The 24,222-nt window shown below is 67.5% G+C and carries 16 protein-coding genes; 8 read left to right on the top strand and 8 right to left on the bottom strand.

Going from position 1 to position 24,222, the window contains the following annotated elements; all coding sequences use genetic code 11:
• Nucleotides 1–20 precede the first annotated feature (20 nt).
• From V5F26_RS18015 to V5F26_RS17990, 6 genes are all read left to right on the top strand, one after another.
• A complete protein-coding gene (locus tag V5F26_RS18015) occupies nucleotides 21–1,592 on the top strand; it encodes a Do family serine endopeptidase (RefSeq protein WP_394947178.1) in 1,572 nt (523 codons plus the stop codon).
• A gap of 282 nt (nucleotides 1,593–1,874) precedes the next feature.
• The gene (locus tag V5F26_RS18010; protein WP_394055598.1) at nucleotides 1,875–2,591 is read left to right on the top strand and encodes a winged helix-turn-helix domain-containing protein; all 717 of its coding nucleotides are present in this window, start codon (nucleotides 1,875–1,877) and stop codon (nucleotides 2,589–2,591) included.
• Nucleotides 2,592–2,638: 47 nt separating this feature from the next.
• The gene (locus V5F26_RS18005; protein WP_394947403.1) at nucleotides 2,639–4,078 is read left to right on the top strand and encodes a sensor histidine kinase; all 1,440 of its coding nucleotides are present in this window, start codon (nucleotides 2,639–2,641) and stop codon (nucleotides 4,076–4,078) included.
• 118 nt (nucleotides 4,079–4,196) lie between these two features.
• Nucleotides 4,197–7,181, top strand: a complete 2,985-nt coding sequence (locus V5F26_RS18000; RefSeq protein ID WP_394947179.1) for a bifunctional [glutamine synthetase] adenylyltransferase/[glutamine synthetase]-adenylyl-L-tyrosine phosphorylase — start codon at nucleotides 4,197–4,199, stop codon at nucleotides 7,179–7,181.
• Between the two features lie 174 nt (nucleotides 7,182–7,355).
• Nucleotides 7,356–10,091: a cation-transporting P-type ATPase gene (locus V5F26_RS17995; protein ID WP_394947180.1), complete on the top strand. Its 2,736-nt coding sequence runs from the start codon at nucleotides 7,356–7,358 to the stop codon at nucleotides 10,089–10,091.
• Between the two features lie 98 nt (nucleotides 10,092–10,189).
• Nucleotides 10,190–11,095, top strand: a complete 906-nt coding sequence (locus V5F26_RS17990; RefSeq protein WP_394947181.1) for a universal stress protein — start codon at nucleotides 10,190–10,192, stop codon at nucleotides 11,093–11,095.
• A gap of 71 nt (nucleotides 11,096–11,166) precedes the next feature.
• Here the strand turns inward: V5F26_RS17990 and V5F26_RS17985 are convergent, their stop codons facing one another.
• Nucleotides 11,167–12,762 (bottom strand): serine hydrolase, encoded by a 1,596-nt coding sequence (locus V5F26_RS17985; RefSeq protein ID WP_394947182.1) that lies wholly within the window; start codon nucleotides 12,760–12,762, stop codon nucleotides 11,167–11,169.
• 112 nt (nucleotides 12,763–12,874) lie between these two features.
• The gene (locus tag V5F26_RS17980) at nucleotides 12,875–15,202 is read right to left on the bottom strand and encodes a sensor histidine kinase (RefSeq protein WP_394947183.1); all 2,328 of its coding nucleotides are present in this window, start codon (nucleotides 15,200–15,202) and stop codon (nucleotides 12,875–12,877) included.
• 389 nt (nucleotides 15,203–15,591) lie between these two features.
• Here V5F26_RS17980 and fae point away from each other — a divergent pair, with 389 nt between their 5' ends.
• The gene (fae, locus tag V5F26_RS17975; RefSeq protein ID WP_234051838.1) at nucleotides 15,592–16,131 is read left to right on the top strand and encodes a formaldehyde-activating enzyme; all 540 of its coding nucleotides are present in this window, start codon (nucleotides 15,592–15,594) and stop codon (nucleotides 16,129–16,131) included.
• Between the two features lie 50 nt (nucleotides 16,132–16,181).
• Here the strand turns inward: fae and V5F26_RS17970 are convergent, their stop codons facing one another.
• The 6 genes from V5F26_RS17970 to V5F26_RS17945 form a co-directional block, all read right to left on the bottom strand.
• Nucleotides 16,182–17,141 carry a LysR family transcriptional regulator gene (locus V5F26_RS17970; protein WP_394055588.1) on the bottom strand — a complete coding sequence of 320 codons (960 nt, stop codon included), beginning with the start codon at nucleotides 17,139–17,141 and terminating at the stop codon, nucleotides 16,182–16,184.
• 110 nt (nucleotides 17,142–17,251) lie between these two features.
• Nucleotides 17,252–17,545 carry a hypothetical protein gene (locus tag V5F26_RS17965; RefSeq protein ID WP_394055586.1) on the bottom strand — a complete coding sequence of 98 codons (294 nt, stop codon included), beginning with the start codon at nucleotides 17,543–17,545 and terminating at the stop codon, nucleotides 17,252–17,254.
• A gap of 199 nt (nucleotides 17,546–17,744) precedes the next feature.
• Nucleotides 17,745–20,375, bottom strand: a complete 2,631-nt coding sequence (gene pepN / locus V5F26_RS17960) for an aminopeptidase N (RefSeq protein WP_394947184.1) — start codon at nucleotides 20,373–20,375, stop codon at nucleotides 17,745–17,747.
• A 138-nt stretch (nucleotides 20,376–20,513) separates the two neighbouring features.
• On the bottom strand, nucleotides 20,514–21,326 hold the full coding sequence (locus tag V5F26_RS17955) for a sulfite exporter TauE/SafE family protein (protein WP_394055582.1): 813 nt from the start codon (nucleotides 21,324–21,326) through the stop codon (nucleotides 20,514–20,516).
• A gap of 118 nt (nucleotides 21,327–21,444) precedes the next feature.
• Nucleotides 21,445–22,443, bottom strand: coding sequence for an ATP phosphoribosyltransferase (gene hisG, locus V5F26_RS17950; protein WP_394055580.1), 999 nt, complete (start codon nucleotides 22,441–22,443; stop codon nucleotides 21,445–21,447).
• Nucleotides 22,440–23,591: an ATP phosphoribosyltransferase regulatory subunit gene (locus V5F26_RS17945; protein WP_394947185.1), complete on the bottom strand. Its 1,152-nt coding sequence runs from the start codon at nucleotides 23,589–23,591 to the stop codon at nucleotides 22,440–22,442. The genes hisG and V5F26_RS17945 overlap by 4 nt, the downstream gene beginning before the upstream one ends.
• A 131-nt stretch (nucleotides 23,592–23,722) precedes the next feature.
• On the opposite strand from V5F26_RS17945, the gene V5F26_RS17940 reads away from it, so the two are divergent.
• A complete protein-coding gene (locus tag V5F26_RS17940) occupies nucleotides 23,723–24,013 on the top strand; it encodes an exodeoxyribonuclease VII small subunit (RefSeq protein ID WP_394055577.1) in 291 nt (96 codons plus the stop codon).
• Nucleotides 24,014–24,222 lie beyond the last annotated feature (209 nt).

The raw sequence follows: 24,222 nt of genomic DNA, 5'->3' as shown, positions 1-24,222 counted from the left end.
AAAAAGTGAGATCCGATCGCATGACCCGCTCTGACAAGACCCCCTCCGTGACGAAGCGCCGTCGCCAGGCTCTGCTCGCTGGCGTGTTCGGCCTCGCGGTCGCCGGCATGGTGGCTGGTGAGTTCCTGCCGGGCACTGCGACTCCCGCTTACGCGCAGATCACCACCAGCCAGCCTGCCGGGACCTTCTCCTTCGCCGACATCGTCGAGAAGGTGTCGCCCGCGGTCGTGTCCGTGAAGGTGAAGAAGGATGCGGGCGACCAGGTCGCTTCCAATGACGGCGAGGGCCTTGGCGGCGGCAACATTCCGCCCCAGATCGAGCAGTTCATGAAGCGCTTTGGCTTCGGTGAGGGTCGTGGCCCGATGGGTCCCATGGGTCCCAACGGCCCGATGGGTCCGCGCGGCCATCGCGGCCCGGGCGGTGAGCGCCCGGTGGTGGGCCAGGGCTCCGGCTTCATCATCTCCGCCGACGGCTATGTGGTGACCAACAATCACGTGGTGGACGGCGCCGACGAGGTGGATGTGACCACCACCGACGGTAAGGAGCACGTGGCCAAGGTGATCGGCACCGATCCGCGCACCGACGTAGCCCTCCTGAAGATCCAGGATGCCAAGGACCTGCCCTGGGTGAAGCTGGCCGACAGCGCCCCGCGCGTGGGTGACTGGGTGATCGCGGTCGGCAATCCGTTCGGCCTCGGCGGCACGGTGACGGCGGGCATCGTCTCGGCTCGCGGCCGCGACATCGGCTCGGGTCCCTATGACGACTTCATTCAGATCGACGCCCCCATCAACCGGGGCAATTCCGGCGGCCCGACCTTCTCGCTGAACGGTGAGGTGATCGGCATGAATACAGCCATCGTCTCCCCCTCGGGCGGCAATGTGGGCATCGCCTTCGCCATTCCCTCCGAGACCGTGAAGACGGTGGTGAACCAGCTCCGCGAGAACGGCTCGGTGGCGCGCGGCTATATCGGCGTGCAGATCCAGCCGGTGACCGAGGATCTCGCCTCCGGTCTCGGCATCAAGGAGACCGAGGGCGCTCTGGTGGCCCAGGTTCAGCCCAACACCCCCGGCGCCAAGGCGGGGCTGAAGGCGGGCGACGTGATCGTCAAGCTCAACAACGAGCCGATCAAGGATGCCCGTGAGCTCACCCGCAAGGTGGGCATGCTGAAGCCGGGCACCGAGGTGCAGCTCGCGGTGATCCGCGATGCCAAGCCCATCACCGTGGCGGTGAAGCTGGACCAGCTGCCCAACGACCAGGTGGCCCGCGCCGAGCAGGCGGATGAGGATGCGGGCGCCAAGGGCTTGCCGCGCCTCGGCCTGCAGCTCGCCCCGGCCAAGGGTGTGGACGGTGCCGGCAGCGAAGGAGTGGTCGTCACCGGCGTGGACCCCAACGGCCCCGCCGCCGCCCGCGGCTTCCGCACCGGCGACGTGATCCTGAAGGTGGGTGACAAGGCTGTTTCCAGCCCCAAGGATGTGCGCGACGGGCTCGCCGCCGCCAAGGCTGAGAACCGCAAGGCGGTGCTCATGCAGGTGAAGAACGAGCAGGGCGTGCGCTTCGTCGCCATCACCCTCGACAGCAAGGCCAAGGGCTGAGGAAAGGCCTGGGGTTGATCAACATCAGGAAGTTCCCGGGCTGATCCCAAACAGCCCGGCCAGTGCCGATCGGCGGGGTTCGCCCCCTACCCCTCGCCCCGCCGATCGGACCGTTTCCGGTGCCGTGCCCGACGATCCCCGTCGCCCCCACCGTCGGCCGGAACCGCAAGCGCGGGAAGCTCCAGAGGGCTTCCCGCGCTTTTCTTTTTGCGCACGTGCCCTGCGCCTCTCGCGGCCCGCCTTTGGCCGGTCCCCTTTCGCTCGAAATCGCTTTAGAGTGGCATGAACGCGAATCTCGATCCGGATACCCTTACCGCCATGCGCCTCCTCCTTGTCGAGGACGACCGCGACGCCGCCGAATATCTCCGCAAGGCCTTCCGCGAGGCCGGCCACGTGGTGGACCATGCCGCCGACGGGGAAGAGGGGCTCGCCCTTGCCCTCGCCGACAAATACGACGTGCTTGTGGTGGACCGCATGCTGCCGCTGCGCGATGGCCTGTCGCTGGTCGCGGAGTTGCGTGGGCGCGGCCATGCCACCCCTGTGCTCATCCTGTCCGCACTCGGGCAGGTGGATGACCGGGTGCAGGGCCTCAGGGCCGGTGGCGACGATTATCTCCCCAAGCCCTATGCCTTCACCGAGCTGCTGGCGCGGGTGGAGGCGCTCGCCCGGCGCGGCGGGCCGCAGGCCACCGACACCCTCTACAAGGTGGCGGACCTGGAGCTGGACCGCCTGGCCCACCGGGTGACGCGGGGCGGCAAGGAAATTCCCCTGCAGCCGCGGGAGTTCCGCCTGCTGGAATATCTCATGCGCCATGCCGGACAGGTGGTGACCCGCACCATGCTGTTGGAAAATGTGTGGGACTATCATTTCGACCCGCAGACCAACGTCATCGACGTGCATGTGTCGCGGCTGCGCTCCAAGGTGGATAAGGGCTTCGAGGTGCCGCTGATCCACACCGTGCGCGGAGCCGGCTACATGGTGCGGGCGGGGCTGGCGTGACAAGCGCGCCACGCGTGCCCCTGGGGCGGGAGATCGCGGGGGCGGCCGTGCGCGTCTTCGGGCAGCTTTCGCGCCTGGTGCGCACCACCGCCTTCAAGCTGCTGGCGGCCTATCTCGCCGTGTTCGCCGTGTTCGCGGTCTCGGTCATCGGCTACACGGCGTGGCACACCCGCGAGCTCATCCAGAACCAGGTGGCCGACGATCTCGACCGCGAGGTCCGCTATCTGGCGGACCAGTACCGCGTCGGTGGTATCCAGCGGCTGGTCTATGTGATCGACCGGCGTTCCCGCCGACCCGGCTCGTCCATTTACATGCTGGCGAATTTCCAGGGCGAGGTGCTCGCCGCCAACGTGTCGGACCTGTCGCTGGGCCTGCTGGATGCGGCGGGCACGCGCTTCACAACCTATAATCGGCAGGATGACGGCGGCGCCAGCCGCAGCCATGTGGCGTTCGTGCAGGTGTTCATATTGCCGGGCGGCTATCGCCTGCTGGTGGGGCGTGACATCGAAGAGCGTGACACGCTGCGCGATCTCGTGGCCCGGCCGGCGCAATGGGCTGTGGTGCTCATCGTGGTGCTGGGGCTGGCCGGCGGCGTGTTCGTGACGCGGCGCGTGCTGAAGCGCATCGATGCCATGACCGCCACCACCGAGACCATCATGGCCGGCGACCTTTCCGGCCGGCTGGCCCTGACCGGAACCGGCGACGAGTTCGACCGGCTGGCCCATTCCCTCAATGTCATGCTGGAGCGCATAGAGGCCCTCATGCAGGGTCTGAAGGAGGTCTCCGACAATATCGCCCACGATCTGAAGACGCCGCTGACCCGCCTGCGTAACCGCGCGGAGGAGGCCCTGCGCACCGCGCGCGGCGAGGAGGAATGGCGGGCCGCGCTGGAGACCACCATTGAGGAGAGTGACGGCCTCATCCGAACTTTCAACGCGCTGCTGATGATCGCTCGCGCGGAGGCCGGGCAGGCGCGCGACAACATGACCGACGTGGACCTGGCGGATATCGCCGAGAACGTCTCCGAACTCTATGACCCCCTGGCGGACGAGCAGGGGCTCGACCTGACGGTGACGCTGGAGCCGGTTTTCGTGCATGGCGTGCGCGAGCTGCTGGCGCAGGCGCTTTCCAATCTCCTCGACAATGCCATCAAATACGGCCGCCCGCCCGAAGGGGAGCGCGGGCGCATCGAGGTCAGCCTCAAGCGCGATGGGGGGCATGCGGTGCTGACCGTCGCCGATTCCGGCCCAGGCATCTCGGCTGCGGACCGCGAGCGGGTGGTGGAGCGCTTCGTTCGGCTGGAAGCAAGCCGCACCCGGCCGGGTTCCGGGCTTGGCCTGTCGCTGGTGGCCGCGGTGGCGCGGCTGCATGGAGGCGAACTTTCCTTTGCCGACAATGCGCCCGGCCTTGTCGCCAGCCTGCGTCTTCCGGTCAAGGCGGTGCGGGATGGCCCGAGTGCAACCGCGGATCTGGCCAGCCGACGTTAACCCCGGTGAGGCACAAAGGCGGGGCGAGGCGACCGAATCGGCGGGCACGCCTCAGAATCGGTCTCACTGTCATCTGAGGGGTTGCACATTGTGCGCTCCCGTGCCTTTAGGTCAGTCCATGCGCGCGCCCCATGCTCCGGACCACGTGTCGGATTCGTCCGAAGGAACCGTCCTCGCCGTCATGATGCGGGAAGCGCCCGTTGTTCATGACGCTGCCGCCGCCGATCTGCGGCTCTCCCATGCGGTCGAGCGGCTGGAGCCGGCGGAGCGGGAACGACTGGACGCGCTTTTCGCCGCCGGCCCCGCGTCGCGGGATGTGGTGCGCGGTGTCGCGGAGGGCTCGCCCTTTCTCATGGAGCTGATCCGCTCCGAACCGCAGCGCCTGCTGCGCATCCTGGGGAGTGATCCCGCAGTCCACCTTGAACGGCTGATCGCCACCTGCGCCGCCGCCTGCCTCGCTGCCACCGAGGAAGCAGAGGCGATGCGGGCCCTGCGGCGCATGCGCAGCGAGGCGGCCCTTCTTATCGCCCTCGCGGACATCGGCGGGGCCTTCGACCTGGTGGATGTGACGGCCGCCCTGAGCGATGTGGCCGATGCGGCCGTGCGCGGGGCGCTGGACTTCCTGCTGACGGATGCCGCCCGTGCGGGTCGCCTTTCACCCGCCGACCCGGCGCAGCCGGCGCTCGGCTGCGGCTTCGCGGTCATCGCCATGGGCAAGCATGGCGCCCGCGAGCTCAACTATTCCAGCGACATCGACCTGATCGTGGTCTACGACCGCGACCGCGCGCCGTTGGCGGAAGACGTCGTCGCTTCCCCCTTCTTTGTGAAGGTCACGAAGGGGCTGGTGCGCATGCTCCAGGAACGCACCGGCGACGGCTATGTGCTGCGTGTGGATTTGCGCCTGCGGCCCGATCCCGGCTCCACCCAGGTCGCCCTCTCCACCAACGCCGCCCTCGATTATTACGAGCGCGAGGGCGCCACCTGGGAACGCGCCGCCTATATCAAGGCCCGCCCTGTGGCCGGCGACCTCGATCTGGGTCGGCGCTACCTCACCGAGCTGTCGCCGTTCGTGTGGCGGCGCGTGCTGGATTTCCAGGCCATTGCCGATGTCCACGCCATGAAGCGGGAGATCCACGCCTTCCGCGGTCATGACGTGGTGGCGGTGGAGGGCCACAATGTGAAGCTCGGGCGCGGTGGTATCCGCGAGATCGAGTTCTTCGTGCAGACCCAGCAGCTCATCGCCGGCGGGCGCGACCCCCTGCTGCGCACCTCGCGTACGCTGGAGGCGCTGGAGGCGCTGACCGCCCATCGCTGGATCGCCCCCAATGTGCGCGACGAGCTGACCGAGGCCTACCTGTTCCTGCGCCGGGTGGAGCACCGCATCCAGATGGTGGCGGATGCCCAGACCCATGAGCTGCCTGAGAGCCGCGAGACCATGGAGGGCTTCGCGCGTTTCATGGGCTATGCCGACCGCGACGCCTTCGCCGCCGCGCTGGTGGAGCGCCTGCAGCGGGTGCAGGGGCACTATGCCCAGCTGTTCGAGGATGCGCCGCCGCCGGCCGTGCTCGATGCCGACCTCCTGTTTCCGCCGGATGAGAATGACCGCCCCACCATGGCCGCGCTGGCCCGCCTGGGCTTTCGCGAGCCGGCGGCGGCGAGCGGCATCGTGCGCGGGTGGCTGGCCGGGCAACCCCGCGCGCTCAAGACCGAGAGCGCGCGCATGCACCTTGCGCGCATCGTGCCGCTGCTGCTGGAATCCCTGGCCCGCGGTGGCGATCCCGACGGGGCGCTGATCGCGGCGGACCGTTTCCTCACGGACCTTTCCGGGCCACACCTGCTGGCGGCGCTGGATCGCCACCCTGATCTGGTGCGGCTTCTGGCGACCATTCTCACGGCGGCGCCGCGCCTGGGCGAAACCCTCGCCCGGCGGCCGTCATTGGCGGATGCGCTGCTCGATCCCGCCTTTTTCGATGTTCTGCCCGACGAACGCAGCCTTGAAACCCATCTTGAGTTTCTGCTGGACGGCGCCGACACCGAGGAGGAGCAGTTCGACCGGGCGCGGCGGTTCCGGCAGGAACAGCACGTGCTCATCGGCGTGCGCATCGCCTCGGGCACCCTGGCGGCGGCGCGGGCGGGCGAGGCTTATGCGCGCCTTGCGGAAGTCATCATCCGCGCGTTGCACCGGCGCGTGTGGGCGCGCTTCGTGGAGGCGCACGGCAGCATTGTGGGCGCGCGCACGGCGGTGCTGGCCATGGGCAAGCTGGGCGGTCGCGAGATGACCGCCGGCTCGGACCTCGACCTGATCGTGCTCTACGACTATGCCGCCGACGCCGATCCCACCTCCGATGGCGAGCGGCCGCTGCAGGGCGCCCAGTATTTCGCGCGGTTCACCCAGCGCCTGGTGACGGCGCTCACCTCCCTCACCAATGCCGGCAAGCTCTATGATGTGGACCTGAGGCTGCGCCCCTCCGGCCGCTCCGGGCCTTTGGCGACGCGCCTCACCTCCTTTGCCGCCTATCAGCAGGAGGAGGCCTGGACCTGGGAGCACATGGCGCTCACCCGGGCCCGCGTCATCGCGTCTGATGACGACTTCCGGATCCGCGTTGAGGAAGTCATCTGCTCGGTGATGCGCCAGCCGCGGGACCGGCGCACCCTGGCCCGCGACATCCTCGACATGCGCCACGCCATCGCCGCTGAGAAGGGCGAGGACGACAAATGGAACCTCAAGCACGCCGCCGGCGGGCAGGTGGACGTGGAGTTCCTGGCCCAATACCTCGTTCTGGCCCATGCTGAGCGGCATCCGGAGATCGTCGACACTGCGACGGCCCGCATCCTGGCCCATGCCGAGCGGCTCGATCTGCTGGAGGCGGAGGATGCCCATGTCCTCATCCGTGCCTGCCGGCTCTACCAGGACCTGACGCAGGTGCTGCGTCTGTCGGTGGATGCCCATGTGGTGCCGGCCGATGCCAGCCCGGCGCTGAGGGCCCTGCTCGCCCGCGCTGGCGAGATGCCGGACTTCGCCACCCTGGAAGCCTATCTCACCGAGACCCAGCAGAAGGTGCGGGCCATCTTCGAGCGAATCCTTCAGGCCGGCGCCGCCTGACCGGGGCAGGATGCAGGGGCTGCGGCATTGAGCCGTGCCGGATGGCTTGCCCGGCCGGCTCGTCCTCCCCTATGATATTCCGCAGCGTAAACTTGATTTCGATCAAGTAATGGCGCGCCATGGGGGCGTCACACGCGCTTTGTGATGCCGTCATCAGGGGCAGGTGCATTGACCTTGGCAGATCAGGACCACCGTTCGGCCGCTTCCTCTTCCTCGCAGAACAGCACCGCCGACTGGCACGCTCTGGTGCCATCGCAAGTTTTCATTGCGCTGGACACGGGCGCATCGGGAATTTCGAGCGAAGAGGCGCGCCATCGTCTTGAGCGCCATGGCCCCAATGCCCTGCCGGAGGCGCCGGCGCGCAACCCGATCTTTCGTTTTCTGGCGCAGTTCAATAACGCACTCATCTATTTCCTGCTGGCGTCCGCCGTCGCGGCGCTGGCACTCGGCCACACCATCGACGCGGTGGTCATCGTCGCGGTGGTGAGCGTCAATGCGGTGGTGGGCTTCATTCAGGAGGGCAAGGCCGAACAGGCGTTGAGTGCCATTCGCGACCTTATCGCGCCCCATGCGGCCGTGATGCGGGACGGCGTGCGCACCTCGATTCCGGTGCGCGAGCTGGTGCCGGGTGATCTGGTGCTGCTGGAAGCCGGCGACCGTGTGCCGGCGGATCTGCGCCTCGTGCATGCCCGCAACCTGCTGGTCGACGAGGCGATGCTGACCGGGGAGTCGGTTGCGGCGGAGAAGCACGAGGGTTCCGTCGCTGTCGATGCGCCGCTGGGGGATCGCGCCTCCATGGCGTTTTCAGGCACGCTGGTGGCGGCCGGGCAGGGGGCGGGCATCGCCGTGGCGACGGGCCGCGACACGCAGATTGGCCATATCAGCACCCTCATCGCCAAGGTCGAGCCGCTGACGACCCCGCTGCTGAAGCAGATCAACAGCTTTGGCCGCGGCTTCACCATCGTCGCCTTCCTGGCCTCCATTGCGCTGTTTGCCTTTGCGGTGCTGTTGCGGGGCTATGACTGGGTGGAGGCCCTGATTGCCGTGGTGGCCCTCGCGGTCGGCGCCATTCCCGAGGGGCTGCCGGCGGTCATCACCATCACGCTCGCGATCGGCGTGCAGCGCATGGCCTCGCGCCGGGCGGTCATCCGCCGCCTGCCTGCGGTGGAGACGCTGGGCGCCACCTCAATCATCTGCTCCGACAAGACCGGCACGCTCACCCGCAACGAGATGACGGCCCGCCGTCTGGTTACCGCGACCCACCAGCTGGAGGTCGATGGCTCTGGCTACGCGCCGCAGGGCGCCTTCAAGGCGATCGGGTCCGACGATGATGTGGCCGCTCTGGAGGCTGCGGAAGAGCTCATCCGTTGCGGTCTGCTCTGCAATGACGCGGCCCTCGCCCATGCCGACGGGCACTGGCGCGTGAGCGGGGACCCCATGGAGGGGGCGCTTGTGACCCTTGCCGTGAAGGCTGGGCTCGATCCCGATCATCTGCGCTCCGAATGGCAGCGGCAGGACGAGATCCCCTTTGATGCCCAGCATCGGTTCATGGCCAGCCGGCATCGTCATCCGGGCGGCGGCGCGGTGCTGTTCGTGAAGGGTGCGCCGGAAGCGCTGCTGGGCCGCTGCCGCACGCAGGCCGGCGCGGCGGGCGTCGAGGCGCTGGACGCTGCCCATTGGAGCGAGGCCATCGCCCGGGCCGCGGGCAAGGGCGAGCGTGTGCTCGGCTTCGCTATGAAGGCCCAGCCCCAGGGTGTCGCGGAAGGGCGGCTCGGCTTTGCCGATGTGGACGGCCTGTGCTTTCTGGGCCTGGTCGGCTTCATCGATCCGCCCCGGCCGGAAGTCATCGATGCCATCGCCGAATGCCGCTCGGCGGGCATCTCGGTGAAGATGATCACCGGCGACCATGCGGCCACTGCCGCCGCCATCGCCGGCCAGCTCGGCCTTTCTGATCACCTGGAGGTGGCCACGGGCGCCGAGGTGGATGCGGCCTCGGACGCGGAGCTCGCCTTACTGGCAACCCGGGCCAGCGTGTTCGCGCGCACAAGCCCGGAACATAAGCTGCGCATCGTTCGGGCCCTGCAATCCACCGGCGCCGTGGTGGCGATGACTGGCGACGGGGTCAATGACGCCCCCGCGCTCAAGCAGGCGGACGTGGGCGTGGCCATGGGCGTCAAGGGCACGGAGGCCGCGAAGGAGGCCTCGGAGATGGTGCTGCTGGACGACAATTTCGTGTCCATCGTCTCCGCCGTGCATGAGGGGCGCACCGTGTACGACAATGTGCGCAAGGTGATCGCCTGGACGCTGCCCACCAATGGCGGCGAGGTTCTGGCCGTCGTCACGGCGATCGTATTCGGCTTCGTCATGCCCATGTCGGCGGCGCAGATCCTCTGGATCAACCTCATCACCACCATCACGCTGGGTCTGGTGCTGGCGTTCGAGCCCGCCGAGCCGGATGTGATGCGCCGCCCGCCCCGCCGTGCGGATGCTCCACTGCTGACGCGGTTCCTGTTGTGGCGTGTGTTCTTCGTTTCGGTCCTGTTCGCCGCCGGCACGCTTTCCATTTTCTTTTACGCACTGGGCGAAGGTCGGGATCTGGCCACCGCGCGCACGCTGGTGGTGAATGCCATCGTGGTGCTTGAAATCTTCTACCTGTTCAACGTGCGCTTCATGCACATGACCTCGCTGACCTGGCGGGGTGCGCTGGGAACGCCGGCGGTGCTGCTGGCGCTGGCGGGCGTCATTGCCGCGCAATTCGCGCTGACCTATCTGCCGGTTATGCATGAATTGTTCGGCACCACTCCGGTAACGCTGTCCGATGGATTGATCATCATCGCTGCGGGGGTGATCTTCATGGCCATTCTCGAGGGCGAGAAGGTGGTCATGCGCCGGTTCGGGTTGGCCGATTGAAGGCGATGCGGTGGTGGCCTCGCGCGGGTCACGCCATGGGTGCGGGCGCGACATGGGGCGGTTTTACATCACATGGCCGCGATTTGGGGGAAATCGAGATGACGCAACAGCCGGACACCATCGGCACGCCGCGCCGCATCCTGCTCGCGACCGACCTCAGCGCCCGGTGCGACCGCGCGCTGGATCGCGCCGTCGCCTTGGCCAGGGCCTGGAGGGCGGAACTGGTGGTCGTTCATGCCCTGGATGCCCAGGATGTGCCCGCATCCGCAGGCGTGAACGATCTGGCGGATCTGCCGTCATGGCAACGTGGCCCGGAACCCGCCCGCATCGTCGCGGAGGCGCTCCAGCATGATCTGGATGGTTCACCGGTGCCGGTCATCTCGATTGTCGAGCCGGGCGATCCTGTTGAGCTGATCCTGAAGGCGGCGGAGGAACACGGCTGCGGGCTTATCGTTACCGCCGTGGCGCGCGATGAGGTCCTGGGGCGGTTCCTGCTGGGGGCGACCGTCGACAAGGTTTTGCGCCGGGCGCGGGTGCCTGTGCTGGTGGTGCGCCAGAGGCCGCGGCATCCCTATGGGGGCATCGTGGTGGCTGCCGATGTCTCCCCCGCGTCGCGGGCCGCCCTGCGCACGACCGCCGGCTTTTTTCCAGACACGCCCTTTCACGTGTTCCACGCGTTCGACCCGCCGCTCGATGGGCTGCTGAGCGACCCGCAGGGCTATCGCACTGCTTTCGGTGAGCTGGCGGCGCGCGACCTGGAAGCCTTCCTGTCCCAGGTGGGAATTCCGCCCCGCCAGGTGGTGGACGTTCTGGTGGAGCGAGGCGACCCGGCCCGGCTCATTCAGCAATATGTGACGGCGTTCCGGGCCGATCTCGTTGTGCTGGGCACCGAGGGCAAGGGGGCGCTGCTGGAATTGCTGGTGGGCTCCACGGCCAAGTCTGTTCTTGATGGTTTGAGCTGCGATGCCCTGGTGGTTCCGGCCGCGGCCGATTCCGAGGAATAGCGGGGCTCCATGCAGGAGGCTGGTCGCGCCGGGCGCCACGCGGCCCGACGCGACCTGATGCGCAAACGGGCCTATTTCTGGTAACCCGCCTTCGACTTGCCGCTCTTGCGGGGCGCCGACTGGCGCGTGAAAGTCCCGAGGCCATTCTCGTTGAAGAACTCGATGGTCATGGTGGAGGCGCTCTTGCCCTTCACGGCGAACGTCACCTCGGACACGGTGCCGGGAGGCGCGCTTTCCCCGGAGGGCACAAAGGTAAAGACGTCGCCGTTCCAGTGTCCCAGGCTGGCGGTTTCAGGCTTGGGGCCGACGCTGAGCACCAGCCGTTCGCCCTCAACGGACACGGTAGCGGGGCCGAAATAGGGGTTGGTGTAGCTGCCGGCATAGGTTTCGAGCTTCTGGGCCGGCTCCGGCTTGGTTGGCGCCGGAAGGCCGCTGAGCACGCCCAGTGGATGGTAGAGCGGCGCCATCAGGCTCGTATAGGCGGCGAACCAATCCCGCGTGATGGAGCCGAACTGCACATAGTCCATGAACTGCATGGCCAGCGCCTCGGCCGCGCCCACGGGCTGCGCATTGGTCAGCACGGCGATGCCGAGCTTTTCCGAGGGCAGCAGCGCGAAGGTGGTGCCCGCGCCCAGCATGAATGCGCCCGAGTGTGAGATGACGATGCGTCCCGAGGGCGCGATGTTGAGACCGAAGCCGTGGCCGTAGAAGGCGGGGCGCGCTGTGGTTGTATCCGACGGCGTGGAGATGATCTGCGCCGTCATGGCGGGCAGCAAGGCCGATGCGGGCGCGATTTCCTTGCCTTCGAACGTGCCGTTGCCGAGCACGAATGACAGCCAGCGGCCCATGTCGCGCGCGGAAGAACTCACCCCGCCAGCGGGCGACTGTGCGTCCGGGTCGCGCTGGTACTTGGCGACGAAGGCGCCATTCTCGCGAACATGGGGGATGGCGCGGTTCGCGCGTGCCATGAAGTCCGAAAACCTTGAGGAGGTCGCGCTCATTCCCAGGGCCTTGTAGAGCACCTCGTCGGAAAGCACGGCCCAATCCTTGTGGGCGGCGGTGGCGACGGCCTCGCCCGCGGCGGTGACGCCGTAATTCGTATAGGCGTAGGAGATCCGGAAGGGGGCGAGGGGCAGCAGCTTCAGCCGTTCCAGGATCTGCCTGCGGTCGAAGCCCATATCCTCCAGCTCGTCGCCGGCATGGTCGGGCAGTCCCGACCGGTGGGTGTAGAGGTCAGCCAGGGTCACATGCTCGCTGACCCACGGATCTTTCAGGGCGAACCAGGGCAGCAGCTTCTTTACCGGGGTGTCCCAGGTCACGGCCCCTGTGCCGATCTGCTGCGCCACGACGCTCGCGCCGATGGCCTTGGAGAGCGAGGCGAGTTGAAACACCGTGTCGCCGTCGACGGCGTCTTTCTCGCCCGCTTTGCGGACGCCGAAGCCCTTCAGATAGACGGTTTTGCCGTCGCGCACGACCACCACGGCCATGCCGGGCACGCCGGAGCGCTTCATCAGGGCGGTGGCGAAGTCGTCGAGCTTTCCGATCGCGGTCTCGACCTGGCCCTTGGGAATGCCGAGCGCGACGGATTCGGATGGCGGCAGCTTTGAGTCGATGGCCAGATTCATTTCTGCCCGCGCCGCCAGCTGCGACGACGCGATGGCGGTCATGCAAACGCCTGCGAACAGCGCGGTGCGGCAGGGCGAAAGGAAGGTGCGGGGCAGGCGAAGAAACGGCAACAGGTTCATGTGGTGACCCTATGGTGCTCCGCGGGTGTCCCGATCACATCACCGCGGCGAGCTTCGGTGTCTCGTTGGAATTCGCAGCGCGCCCGCTCACCGGCAGGCGGACGATGACGGCGGTGCCCTTACCTTCGCTGGAGCGGATGCGCATGGCGCCACCATGCAGCTCCACCAGTGACTTGGCGATGGCAAGGCCGAGGCCAGAGCCCTTGTGGGTTTTCGTGAACTGGCTTTCCACCTGTTCAAACGGCCGGCCGATGCGGGCCAGCGCGTCGCGCGCTATGCCAATGCCGCTGTCCTCGATGGCGACCACGGCCGCCGAGCCGTTGATGCGTGCACGAACGGAAATCTTGCCGCCCTCCGGCGTGAACTTCACCGCATTGGAGAGCAGGTTCAGAAGGATCTGCTTCAGCGCCCGCCGGTCGCCCTTGATGCTCAGCTTCTCGCTCTCGGCAACCGTCATGGCGATATTCTTCTCGTCGGCGTTCACGGCGGTGACGCGCATGGCGTCCGCGATGATCTCGTCGAGAGCCACATCCTCCACTTCGAGCTGCATGCGGCCGGCCTCGATCTTCGACATGTCGAGGATGTCGTTGATCACGTCCAGCAGATAGGTGCCGGAGCCTTTGATGTCCGTGCAGTATTCGGCGTATTTGGGCGAGCCCAGCGGGCCGAACATGCCGCTTTCCATGATCTCCGAGAAGCCGATGATGGCGTTGAGCGGCGTGCGCAGCTCGTGGGACATGTTGGCCAGGAACTCGCTCTTGGCGCGGTTGGCGTCCTCGGCCTTGTTGCGCTCCTCCGAGTACTTCTCGGCGAGTTCGGCGAGCTGCTGGGCTTGGTGCTCCAGGGTCTGCTGGGATTTGCGCAGGTCCGCCACCAGCGCCATCAGGCGCTTCTCATTGTCCATGAGGCGCTCTTCATGGCGCTTCATGGTGGTGATGTCGGTACCCACCGAGACGTAGCCGCCATCCTTGGTGCGGCGCTCGGCGATCTTCAGCCAGCGGCCGTTGGAAAGCTGGGCTTCGAAGGCGCGCGAGCCCTCTTCCGGCTTGTCCTCGGGCTTCAGCGGGGTGCGGGTGACGGGGTGACGGCCGACGGAAGCGATGGTCTCGAACGGGGTGCCCGCCTGGATGGCCTCGTCGGGCAGCTCGTGCAGGGATTGGAACTTGGAATTGCAGAGCACCAGCCGGTTCTGGCTGTCCCAGAGCACGAACGCCTCGGAAATGCTCTCGATGGCGTCGCGCAGGCGCATATCCGCGGTCACCGTGCGCTCAGCCATGTGCTGGGCTTCAGTGACGTCCATGGCGATGCCGATCAGATGGGGGCCGTCCTCGCCCTGCTGCTGCACCACTTCGGCGCGCATGCGCAGCCACACATAGTCGCCGCGCGCGGTGCGCATGCGGAACACCCGGTCCACGGCGGCGCCGGGGCGGTCCGCCAGGTCTTTGGCCAGCTCGTAGAGGTCGACGTCGTCGGGGTGCACCAGCTTGGCGATGTCGCCGAAGGAAATCAGCTCGTCCTTCCGCTCCAGGCCCAGGATCTCGAACATGGTGTCGGACCAGTACATGCGCCCTCGTGCCATGTCCCAATCCCACATGCCGCAGCGGCCGCGATTGAGGGCGGTGTCGATGCGCCGGCGCACGGTGTCATAGATGTGGTCCGCCTCACGCGCGCGGCTTGCCTGCCAGTGGAAGGAGAAGCCGAGGATGAGGAGCACCGCGCCGGTGGTGGTGAACAGGGTGATGGTGAGCGTGGTGCTGTCCGACCAGGCGGCGAGCGCGTCGGCCATGGGCTGCACATAGACGATCTGGCCGAGGGGTGCCTTTAGGTTGCGCACCGTGGCGAGCATGGTCTGGCCACCCGCGGCAGGTGCCATGGGCACTTCCAGCACTCCGGCGCGCTCGGCAAAGATGACCAGCGGTTGGGCCGGATCCATGATGTCGGCGAGGCTTGCCGGCATGCGCTCCAAGCGGGGTGCGCTGGCGATGATGCGGCCGCTCTGGTCCGTCACATAAACGCGGCGGCCGGAATCGGTGGCGCGCGGGGGCAGCGCGTCCGCGAGCGCCTGGGCGGCGCGGTCGAGCGGATTGCCGGGCTGGCGGGTAAGCCCCTCGGCGGTGGCGAGCGCGAGCAGCGCCAAGTCGTCCTTGGCGTTCTCAAGCACGGTGAGGCGGTGGCTGTGGACCTGCACCAGGGCCCCAGCTCCGATCACCACCAGAAATGTCACGATCAATGCAGGGACGATCCTGCGAAGGACCGGCTCTGCGTCGAGCAGGCGCTGGTAGGCAGGGCGCGCGATCGACCTTGCCAGACCTCGAATGGCTTGGTCGCGCGCGCCGACGCTCGCAGCGTTGGCGCGTGCCATCGCCGGTCTCCTTCGGGTCATTCGGAAGCCTTGAGCGGCCTAAGCTCAAGCCTTCCACGTCCTCGATCTGGAGGGACGTGCCGCATCTCTCCGAATCGTGACCATTGGAATCGAATCGCGGGTGATTTGTCCAGGGTCGGAGGTGTGTCAAGAGTTAAAAAATAGGGCTCTTCGGGGGCGAAAATCGCGTGCGGAGAGTCGTTCTCGGGGCTTGGAGGAGCCCTGGTATGCAGTTGGGGAAAACGGGGACAAGTGATGGGCAGCGCCAGGGAGGTAATAGGGCGTCAACCCGCCTGTGCGGCAGGAAGGGGGTGAGGAAAGAAGATTTTCCTCAAGCGAAAAGAATTTTAGAAGCGGTGGTTCTCGGAACCCGCAAGCGAGGAGACGACATGACGGACATTTGGTTCAAGACCGGCGAGGCCACGGTGCTGGCGAAGGAAGGGCAGGCCACGGACGCCATGCCGGAGGTGCTGATCGGCTCCGTGCGCGGGCCCGTTGGGCAGGCGTTCGCCTCCATGATGGGGCAGTCGGCCGGGCACACGCGCATGTTTGTGGTGCGTGACCTCAATCAGATGGTGCGTCCGGCGACCATGATGACCTGCAAGGTCACCATCCCGTCCGCTGAATATGTTGAGCTGCTCGGCGGCGTGGTGCAGGGCGCCATGGGCGACGCCATCGTCGATTGCCTGAGCGAGGGTATCCTGCCGAAGGATCAGGCCGACGAACTCTGCATGATCATCATGGTGTGGCTCGACCCCCGGTGCCCGGAGGATCCGAACCTCGACAAGGCGGATCTCTATCGCACCAATTACGAGGCCACGAAGCTTGCCATTTCCCGTGCCATGACCGGCAAGCCGACGGCGGATGAGCTGATCGCCAACCGCAAGAGCGTGAAGCACTACGCGCTCGACGGCATCGTGGAATACTGAGCCGCGGCCGCGCCGGCGCCTACGGGCCGCCGGCGCGGTGCAGATTTGGCTCAGCTCGCGCCCCCTGAGGGGGCATGGCCTGGCAGAGCGCCGCCCAACGGTCGGGCCGCGCCCGCGAGGAACCGGCGGCCGAAGATCTCCGCAAGAAAATCGAGGAACACCCGGACCTTCAGGTCCAAGGTGGCACGGGCGGGAAACAAGGCGACCGTTTCCAGCGGCTCGCGGCGTTCCCAGTCCGGCATGATGATTTCCAGCTCGCCGGCCTCGATGCGGCGTTCGCTCAGGCAATGGGAGAGCAGCGCGATGCCGCCGCCGGAGAGGGCCTGGCGCATGGCGAGAACGGGGTCGTTGGTCACAAGGTGCGGCTCGATCTTCAGCTCGACGCCGCCGCCGGGCCCCTCCAGGGCCCACATGAGCGGCCCAGGCGTGGAGCGGATGCCGATGAGCTCGTGTTGTGCGAGCTCCCGCGGATGTGTGGGGCGCCCGTGCTCCGTCAGATAGGCCGGACTTGCCATCAGATGCAGGGGGGAGAGGCCGAGGGCGCGGACGTGATAGCTGGAATCGCGCACCGGCCCGTGCCGCACCGCGAGGTCAAAGCCGTGCTCCACCAGATCGAGGGCGTGGTTGTCCAGGGTGATGTGGAGCTGGACCTTTGGATAGCGGGCGCGAAACGCTCCAAGCTCCGGCTCCAGAAAGAGGATGCCCGTGGAGTGGGGCATCAGCACCTTCAGCGGCCCCTCCGGCTCCTGGGCCAGGGCGCGCACCTGGGCGTCGGCCTGATCGAGAAGGGCCACGGCGCTGACGCAGCGCTGGTAATAGGCCTGCCCCGCGTCTGAGGGCCAGACCCGGCGCGTGGTGCGGTGGAGCAGCTGAACGCCGAGGCGCTCTTCCAGAGCCTTGATCTTGCGGCTCACGGACGTGGCAGGCAGACCCAGTTGCTGGGCGGCGCCGTGAAAGCTGCCGCGCTCCACCACCCGCACGAACACCTCGACATCATCGAACCTGGCCATGGGTCGCGTTCCTTGAAGGGCCTCCCCCCATGTTGGCCCCGCTTGAGGCGCCCGGCAGGTGCCGGGCGCATCTTGTTCAACAGATAAGCACGCGCTCGTGCAGCGCCAGATCAGTTGGTGCCCAGGCCACGGTCACCCTGGTCGAGGAAGAGCGCATCGTTGCTCGGGTGCGCCGGCTGGCTGAAGATGGCGTCGATCTGCTGGGCGCGGTGCGAGGCCTGGGTGCTGTAGCCAAGCGCAGTGTCGGACGCGGCCGAGCGGGGCTCGTGTGCTTCCTGCCAGGACTGGGCGGCGACGGCCGCAGACTCGGCATTCTCGCGCGAGATGCCTTCATCCGCACTGGCAATGCCGGCGAACGACAGAGATGCGGCGAGGGTCAGGGTCGCGATGGTGAGGGTACGCATGGGTCTTCTCCCTTTTTCTGCTGCGGTTCGCTTGAGCCGCTTTCGATGAGGGAGATTTAGACCTCGAACGCCGGCGGGATAATGCGTGACGTTCGAATGACTTTATGCCGTTTTCGGCAGCAATACGGGCCGCCTCGCGTCTGTACGGACGGCCCCCTTGAAAGGGGCCGTCCCTGGTTTCTCAGCTACCTGTGTGCCTTCAGCTGAGGGCGCGGGTCGCGATGTCGGAAACGTCGGCGGACAGGCCGGGCGTCTCCGCCACACGGCGCAACGCCGCCTCGGCACTGGCGCGGCGCACGGGCTCCAGCTGGCGCCAGGTCTTGAAGGACGACAGCAGGCGGGAGGCGACCTGCGGGTTCTTCGGATCCAGCGTCAGCACCACGTCAGCCACAAACCCATGGCCGGCGCCGTCGGGGCGATTGAACTGGGTGGGATTTCCGGCGGCGAACGCGCCGATGAGCGAGCGCACCCGGTTGGGGTTGCCCAGCGAGAACGCCGGGTGCTCCATCAGCCCCTTCACCCGCTCCAGCGTGTCGGGCGCCGCGATCTGCGCCTGCAGGATGAACCACTTGTCGATGACCAGGGCATCCGCCTTGAAGCGCTCGTAGAAGGCGGCCAACGCCCGCTCACGCTCGGGTACGTCATGCTGCGCCAGCACGGCCAGGGCGGCGAGACGGTCGGTCATGTTGTCGGCCTGCTCGAACTGAGCCGCCGCCCGCGCGATGCCTTCCGCTGATCCGGCAACCGCCAGATAGTCGAGGGCGAGATTGCGCAGCGCGCGCCGGCCGGCGGAGGCGGCATCCGGGGTGAAGGTGCCGGCGCTTGAAAGCGCGCCATAGGTCTGCGCGAATCCGTCGGCGAGCGCGGTGCCCAACGCGATCTTGAGCGTCTTGCGGGCGGCGTAGATGGCGTCCGGGTCGACGTCGGTTGCGAGCTCGCGCGCGACCTCGCCTTCCCCCGGCAGTGCCAGCGCCTGGGCCTTGAAGGCGGGATCGAGCGCCTTGTCCGCGAGCAGGCCGCGCGCCGCGCCGGTGAGGGCTGCGGGCTCGGCCGCGGCATGCGAGCGGGCCGCCTCCTTCAGCAGGCCCAGCGCAAGGCCCTGCAACGCATCAAAACGGTTGAAGGGGTCCGCGTCATGGGCCGCGAGGAAGACGCGATCATCGGCGGAAAGATCGCTCACCACATTCACCGGGGCGGAAAAGCCGCGGTTGAGGGAGGGCACGGGGCGGGCGTCGATGCCGGTGAAGACGAAGCTCTGCTCGGCCGCCTTCAGCTCCAGCACGCCGCGTTCGACCACCCTGTTGCCGAGGGTCAGCGGCATGTCCTTGCCATCCGGTCCCACAAGGCCCAGCGCCAGCGGAATGACCATGGGCTGCTTGGTGGGCTGGCCTGGGGTCGGCGGAACCGATTGCGCGACGTCGAGGCGATAGGTGCGGGCGGCTTCGTCGTAGGTGCCCTTCACCGTCAGGACCGGCGTGCCGGATTGCTCATACCAAAGGGCAAACTGGGAGAGGTCGCGGCCGGTGGCCTCGGCGAACGCCGCCAGGAAGTCTTCAATGGTGGCCGCTTCCCCGTCATGGGTCTTGAAGTAAAGATCCATGCCGGCGCGGAACCCATCCTCGCCCAGCAAGGTCTTCAGCATGCGCACCACCTCGGCGCCTTTTTCATAGACTGTCGCGGTGTAGAAGTTGTTGATCTCGCGATAGGTCTGCGGACGCACCGGATGGGAGAGCGGGCCGGAATCCTCCGTGAACTGCGCAGCCTTCAGCGCCCGCACGTCAGCGATGCGCTTCACCGGGCGCGAGCGCTGGTCGGATGAGAATTCCTGGTCGCGGAAGACGGTGAGGCCCTCCTTCAGGCACAGCTGGAACCAGTCGCGGCAGGTAATGCGATTGCCGCTCCAATTGTGGAAGTATTCATGGGCGATGACCCCTTCGATGCCGGAATAATCGGCGTCGGTAGCGGTCTGTGGGCTGGCGAGGACATACTTGTCGTTAAAGACATTGAGTCCCTTATTCTCCATCGCGCCCATGTTGAAGTCGGAGACGGCGACGATGTTGAACACGTCGAGATCATATTCGCGGCCGAACGCCTCCTCATCCCAGCGCATGGAGCGCTTCAGCGCGTCCATGGCGTAGCCGGCGCGATCCTGCTTGCCTTCCTCCACATAGATGCCGAGCTCCACCGGCCGGCCGGAGGCGGTGACGAAATGATCAGCCACCTTGGCGAGCTTGCCGCCCACCAGAGCGAACAGATAGGAGGGCTTCGGCCACGGGTCGTGCCACACGGCGTAATGCCGGGTGGTGCCGGGAATGGGCCCGCTCTTCTCCAGATTCCCGTTGGAGAGCAGGATCGGCGCCTCTTCCTTCTCCGCCTCGATGCGGGTGGTGTAGACGGCGAGCACGTCCGGCCGGTCGGGGAAATAGGTGATGCGGCGGAAGCCTTCCGGCTCGCACTGGGTGCAGTAGTTTCCGGACGAGCGGTAAAGCCCCATGAGCTGGGTGTTGGCGGTGGGGTCCACCAGGGTTTCGATTTCCAGCGTGAAGCTGTCAGCCGGTGGGTGGGCGAGCGTGAGCTGCTCCGGCGTCGCCTCGAAACTGGTGCCGGCGAGCGGCTCGCCATTGATCGCGAGCCGCACCAGGGTCAGGCCGTCGCCCTCAAGCACCACCGGGGCGCCGGCCGTGCCCTTCGGGTTGCGGCGCAGGGCGAGGCGGGCGGTGACGCGGGTCTGGGTGGGATGCAGCGCGAAATCGAGATCCACCTTATCCACCAGCCACTCCGGCGGTCGGTAATCAGCAAGGCGGATCGGCTGCGGCTCGGCATCACGCATGGAACTGGGCTCCTGTCGGCACCGGGGCATGGGGGGATTGCGCAAGGGCGCAACCCGCGGTGCGCTTCGGCCGGCAAGAGTAGTGCGCGATCGTGGCGGAGGAAAGCCGCGCCGCGCCCCTCAGCCGCGCCGCGCCCCTCAGCCGTGGCGCCAGACCTTGATGGCGGACAGAAGCAGGATCACGCCCAAAGCGGGCAGCAGCAAAGAGGAGGGCACGAGCCCAAGCAGGTGGCCGCCCATGAACGCTCCCGCGATGGAGCCGATCGCCATGACGCCGACGAATGCCTTGTTCCGCCCCAGCACCGCGAAGCTGCGATCCTGGCTGTAGCGGGCGAAGCCCACCAGCATGGTTGGCAGCGAAATGGCGAGGGACAGGCTGCCCGCCAGCTTGATGTCGGCGCCGAACAGCAGAACCAGCGTGGGGATCAGCAATTCGCCGCCCGCGACGCCCAGCAGCGATGCGAAAATACCGATGACGAAGCCGGCAATCGTGCCCAGCATCATGAGCGCGCCGCCGTGGAAAGGCACCTGCGCGCCGTCCGGATCATGGAGCAACACCAGTACCACGGCGATGATGCCAAGCATCACCGCGATCACCCGGAACAAGGTGCGGGAGGCCAGCTTCGTCGCCCAGCCGGCCCCAAGCCACGCGCCGATGAGGCTGCCCGCCAGCAGGTTGAGGATGATGTCCCAGTGCTCCACCAGCGCGGACAAAGGCACGGTGGACATGCGGAAGGGCAGGGCGAAGGCCACCACCACGAGGCTCATGGCCTTGTTGAGGATAACGGCTTCCAGGGCGCCGAAGCCGAACGCGCCAATGAGCAGTGGCAGCCGGAATTCCGCGCCGCCAAGGCCAATGAGCCCGCCCAGCGCCCCAATGCTTCCGCCGCCGGCAAACGCGCCCAGGAGGCGGGGCCAGGCGCGCTGAGGGGCCGCAAGGCGGGCATTCATGGCTGGGCTCTTCCCGATGACACGCTAAGCTCCAGCATGACATCGAAGCCGGCTGCACGCATCGGCCATCGGGTGCAGGCCGGGCGCCTCGGGGGCGCCCAGTCGTCGCACATTGGGTTCAGCCGAGAGCCTGCTTCGCGCCAAGCCGCGCTTCCAGGGCCCCGTAGAGGGGATTGTCGGAGGCGAACACATATTCGATCGGCGCAACCGTCACCATGCTGGCGCCCCGCTCCCTCAGGAAGGTGGCGAGGCCGTGCAGCGTGTCCGGCGGGCAATGCAGCGTGAGCATGCCCGACGAGGTCGGCCCGCCGAAGGGCGCCACGCAGCGGAACTGCGCCACGGCTTCGTCCACCAGCGAGGCGTCGCAGCTCGAAAAGCGGGTGCGCACCTCGCGCTTGGTGCGGGCGCGCTTTTCCGCGCCCAGCCGGTCGAACATGGCGCGCGCGGCGGCCAGGGCCTGTGGGCTCCACGGCGCGGTGAGCGAGGCGACGAGATTGGCTTCGGACTTCAGGATGATGCCGTCATCCACCACCTTGAGGCCGTTGGCCGCCAGCGTGCTGCCGGTGGTGGTGATGTCCACGATCAGCTCGGCCGAGCCCGAGGCGGGGGTGCCCTCGGTGGCGCCGGCGCTCTCCACAATGCGGTAGTCGACAATGCCGGAGCGGGCGAAGAAGCCGCGGGTGAGGTTCACATACTTGGTCGCCACGCGGATCCGCCGCCCGGTGCGGCCGTGGAAGTGGGTGGCCACGTCGTCCAGATCCGCCATGGTGCGCACGTCGATCCAGGCTTGCGGCACCGCGACCACCACATTGGCATAGCCGAAGCCCAGCTTCTCCAGCAGCGCGACGCGGGTATCCGGGTCCAGGATGTTCTCCCGCACCAGATCCTCGCCGGTGACGCCCAGGTGGGCGGTGCCGGACGCCAGCGCGGCGGCGATCTCCGAGGCGGAGAGATAGGCCACCTCCACATTGTCCACACCGCCGAGCGCGCCGCGATATTCGCGGGCGCCGCGCGCCTGGGTCAGCGGCATGCCGGCGCGGGCGAAAAAGGCGTGAACGTTCTCCTGCAGGCGCCCCTTGGACGGCACGGCGAGGATGAGCGGGCTGGAAGCGGTCATGACAGTGTCCCGCGGGAAGTGAGGGCGTCGAGGCGTTCCACCCAGGCGGCAAGGCCAACCCCGGTCACCTCCGACGAGGAGCCCAGGCGCGGCAGCAGGCGATCATAGCGCCCGCCGGCAACCAGGGCGCCGCCAGCGCGGCCGGCGGGGTCGTGCAGCTCGAACACCATGCCGCTGTAATAATCGAGTGGCCGCCCGAAAGCCGTGGAGAAGCGCACGTCCGCGAGGTTCACGTCGTGCGCGGTCAGGAAGCCCGTGCGCCGGTCGAACAGGTCGAGCACAGGATCAAGGTGGATGCCCGCATCCTCCACAAGCGCGCGCATCTGCGCCGATGCCGCATCCGGCTGGCCGGTGATGGAGAGGTAGCGGGTGAGGACGGTCGCCGTCTCCTGGGGCAGCCCGTCCGCCTCCAGCGAGGCCTTCTCCAGAAAGCGCTCGGCGATTTCCGAAACGGTGCGCCCGCCGACGGTGGAAATGCCGGCAATGGAGAGGAGATCGGTGATGAGGGCGCGGGCGGCTTCCGGGTCGGCCCCCGCCAAGGCGTTGAGCACGCCGGAATGGGCGGTGGTCGTGTCACCGGCGGCGGGGCGGGTGAAGTCCGCGCCGAGCCGGCCCTGGCCGAAATCCTTCAGCAGGCGCCGGCGCAGGGCCGGGGCCAGGGGCAGGGCTTCCAGCAGGGCGCTGAACAGGCCCACATCGCCGAGCCGGATCTCCGGTTGCTCGACGCCGTAGAGCGTGCACACGTCAAGCCCGAGGGCGAGGATTTCCGCGTCCGCTGCCTCGATATCCGTCCGGCCGAAGGATTCCACGCCGGCCTGGCGAAATTCCCCGGAGCCTTCGCCGCGAAAGCGGAAGACGGACCCCAGATAGCTCACCGCCGCGGGCAGCGGTATCTGATGTTCGAGCACGGCGCGGGCCACGGGAATGGTGAGGTCCGGCCGCAGGCACAGCTCGCGGCCTTCCGCGTCCGCGGTCAGGAACATGCGCCGGCGGATGCTCTCGCCCGACAGGTCCAGGAACACGTCGGCCGGCTGGAGGATGGGCGGATCAAGGCGCACATAGCCGGCCGCATCGAAGCGGGCGATGAGGGCCTCTTCGAGGATGCGGGGGTCGTGCACAGGGAGGGACGCGGGCGCCGCGGCGGACATGGTTCCACTTTCCATCTGAATGCTGGGCTTCTAGCAAAGGGGGCGCGGCAGGGCCACCCCGTCGCGGCCGCTTCAAGGTGGAGGCTGGCTTCGGCTATGGTGGCGGCGCGGGAAATTGGAGGGAGACGGCCATGGCCGAGGCAGGAACGGGCGGCGCGCCCAAGGGTGCGAAGACGGGGAAGGCAGCGGATGTGGCCAGCCTCTCCTTCGAGCAGGCCCTGGCGGAGCTGGAGGCAATCGTCGCGAGCCTGGAAAAGGGCAACGTGCCGCTGGAAGAATCGATCGCCATCTATGAGCGCGGCGAGGCGCTGAAAAAGCGCTGCGAGGCCTTGCTCAAGCAGGCGGAAGCTCGGGTCGAAACCATTACCCGCGACGCCGAGGGGCGCCCCGCCGGTCTGGCGCCTCTCGATCCGGAGGCCTGATCGCGTCCCGTTTTGAACCAGGGGCGGGAGGAAAGGGGGAACGGGCCGTGACCGAATCGCTGTCCGCTCCCAGTTCCGGTCCTGTTCCCGGTTTTCGGGCCCGTGCCGGAATGGGACACCGTTTTCACGCCGTGGGTCCGGATCGCGAACGAAGGCGGGACGAATCACTTTTTATTGCCGGTTCGCGCTTCGTGCCCGGCTCAAGGGAT

Source organism: Xanthobacter variabilis (assembly GCF_043831965.2).
In the GTDB taxonomy this organism is placed as follows: domain Bacteria; phylum Pseudomonadota; class Alphaproteobacteria; order Rhizobiales; family Xanthobacteraceae; genus Xanthobacter.
This window is presented reverse-complemented; position numbering and strand designations above follow the sequence as displayed.

What these genes read in the sequence shown, in the direction of transcription:
- pepN (WP_394947184.1), bottom strand. Translation starts at nt 20,375, where the DNA reads ATGCGTGATGCCGAGCCGCAGCCGATCCGCCTTGCTGATTACCGACCG.
- fae (WP_234051838.1), top strand. Translation starts at nt 15,592, where the DNA reads ATGACGGACATTTGGTTCAAGACCGGCGAGGCCACGGTGCTGGCGAAG.
- V5F26_RS18015 (WP_394947178.1), top strand. Translation starts at nt 21, where the DNA reads ATGACCCGCTCTGACAAGACCCCCTCCGTGACGAAGCGCCGTCGCCAG.
- V5F26_RS18010 (WP_394055598.1), top strand. Translation starts at nt 1,875, where the DNA reads ATGAACGCGAATCTCGATCCGGATACCCTTACCGCCATGCGCCTCCTC.
- V5F26_RS17955 (WP_394055582.1), bottom strand. Translation starts at nt 21,326, where the DNA reads ATGAATGCCCGCCTTGCGGCCCCTCAGCGCGCCTGGCCCCGCCTCCTG.
- V5F26_RS17970 (WP_394055588.1), bottom strand. Translation starts at nt 17,141, where the DNA reads ATGGCCAGGTTCGATGATGTCGAGGTGTTCGTGCGGGTGGTGGAGCGC.
- V5F26_RS17990 (WP_394947181.1), top strand. Translation starts at nt 10,190, where the DNA reads ATGACGCAACAGCCGGACACCATCGGCACGCCGCGCCGCATCCTGCTC.
- V5F26_RS17980 (WP_394947183.1), bottom strand. Translation starts at nt 15,202, where the DNA reads ATGGCACGCGCCAACGCTGCGAGCGTCGGCGCGCGCGACCAAGCCATT.
- V5F26_RS17985 (WP_394947182.1), bottom strand. Translation starts at nt 12,762, where the DNA reads ATGACCGCCATCGCGTCGTCGCAGCTGGCGGCGCGGGCAGAAATGAAT.
- V5F26_RS17940 (WP_394055577.1), top strand. Translation starts at nt 23,723, where the DNA reads ATGGCCGAGGCAGGAACGGGCGGCGCGCCCAAGGGTGCGAAGACGGGG.
- V5F26_RS17945 (WP_394947185.1), bottom strand. Translation starts at nt 23,591, where the DNA reads ATGTCCGCCGCGGCGCCCGCGTCCCTCCCTGTGCACGACCCCCGCATC.
- hisG (WP_394055580.1), bottom strand. Translation starts at nt 22,443, where the DNA reads ATGACCGCTTCCAGCCCGCTCATCCTCGCCGTGCCGTCCAAGGGGCGC.
- V5F26_RS17965 (WP_394055586.1), bottom strand. Translation starts at nt 17,545, where the DNA reads ATGCGTACCCTCACCATCGCGACCCTGACCCTCGCCGCATCTCTGTCG.
- V5F26_RS18000 (WP_394947179.1), top strand. Translation starts at nt 4,197, where the DNA reads ATGCGCGCGCCCCATGCTCCGGACCACGTGTCGGATTCGTCCGAAGGA.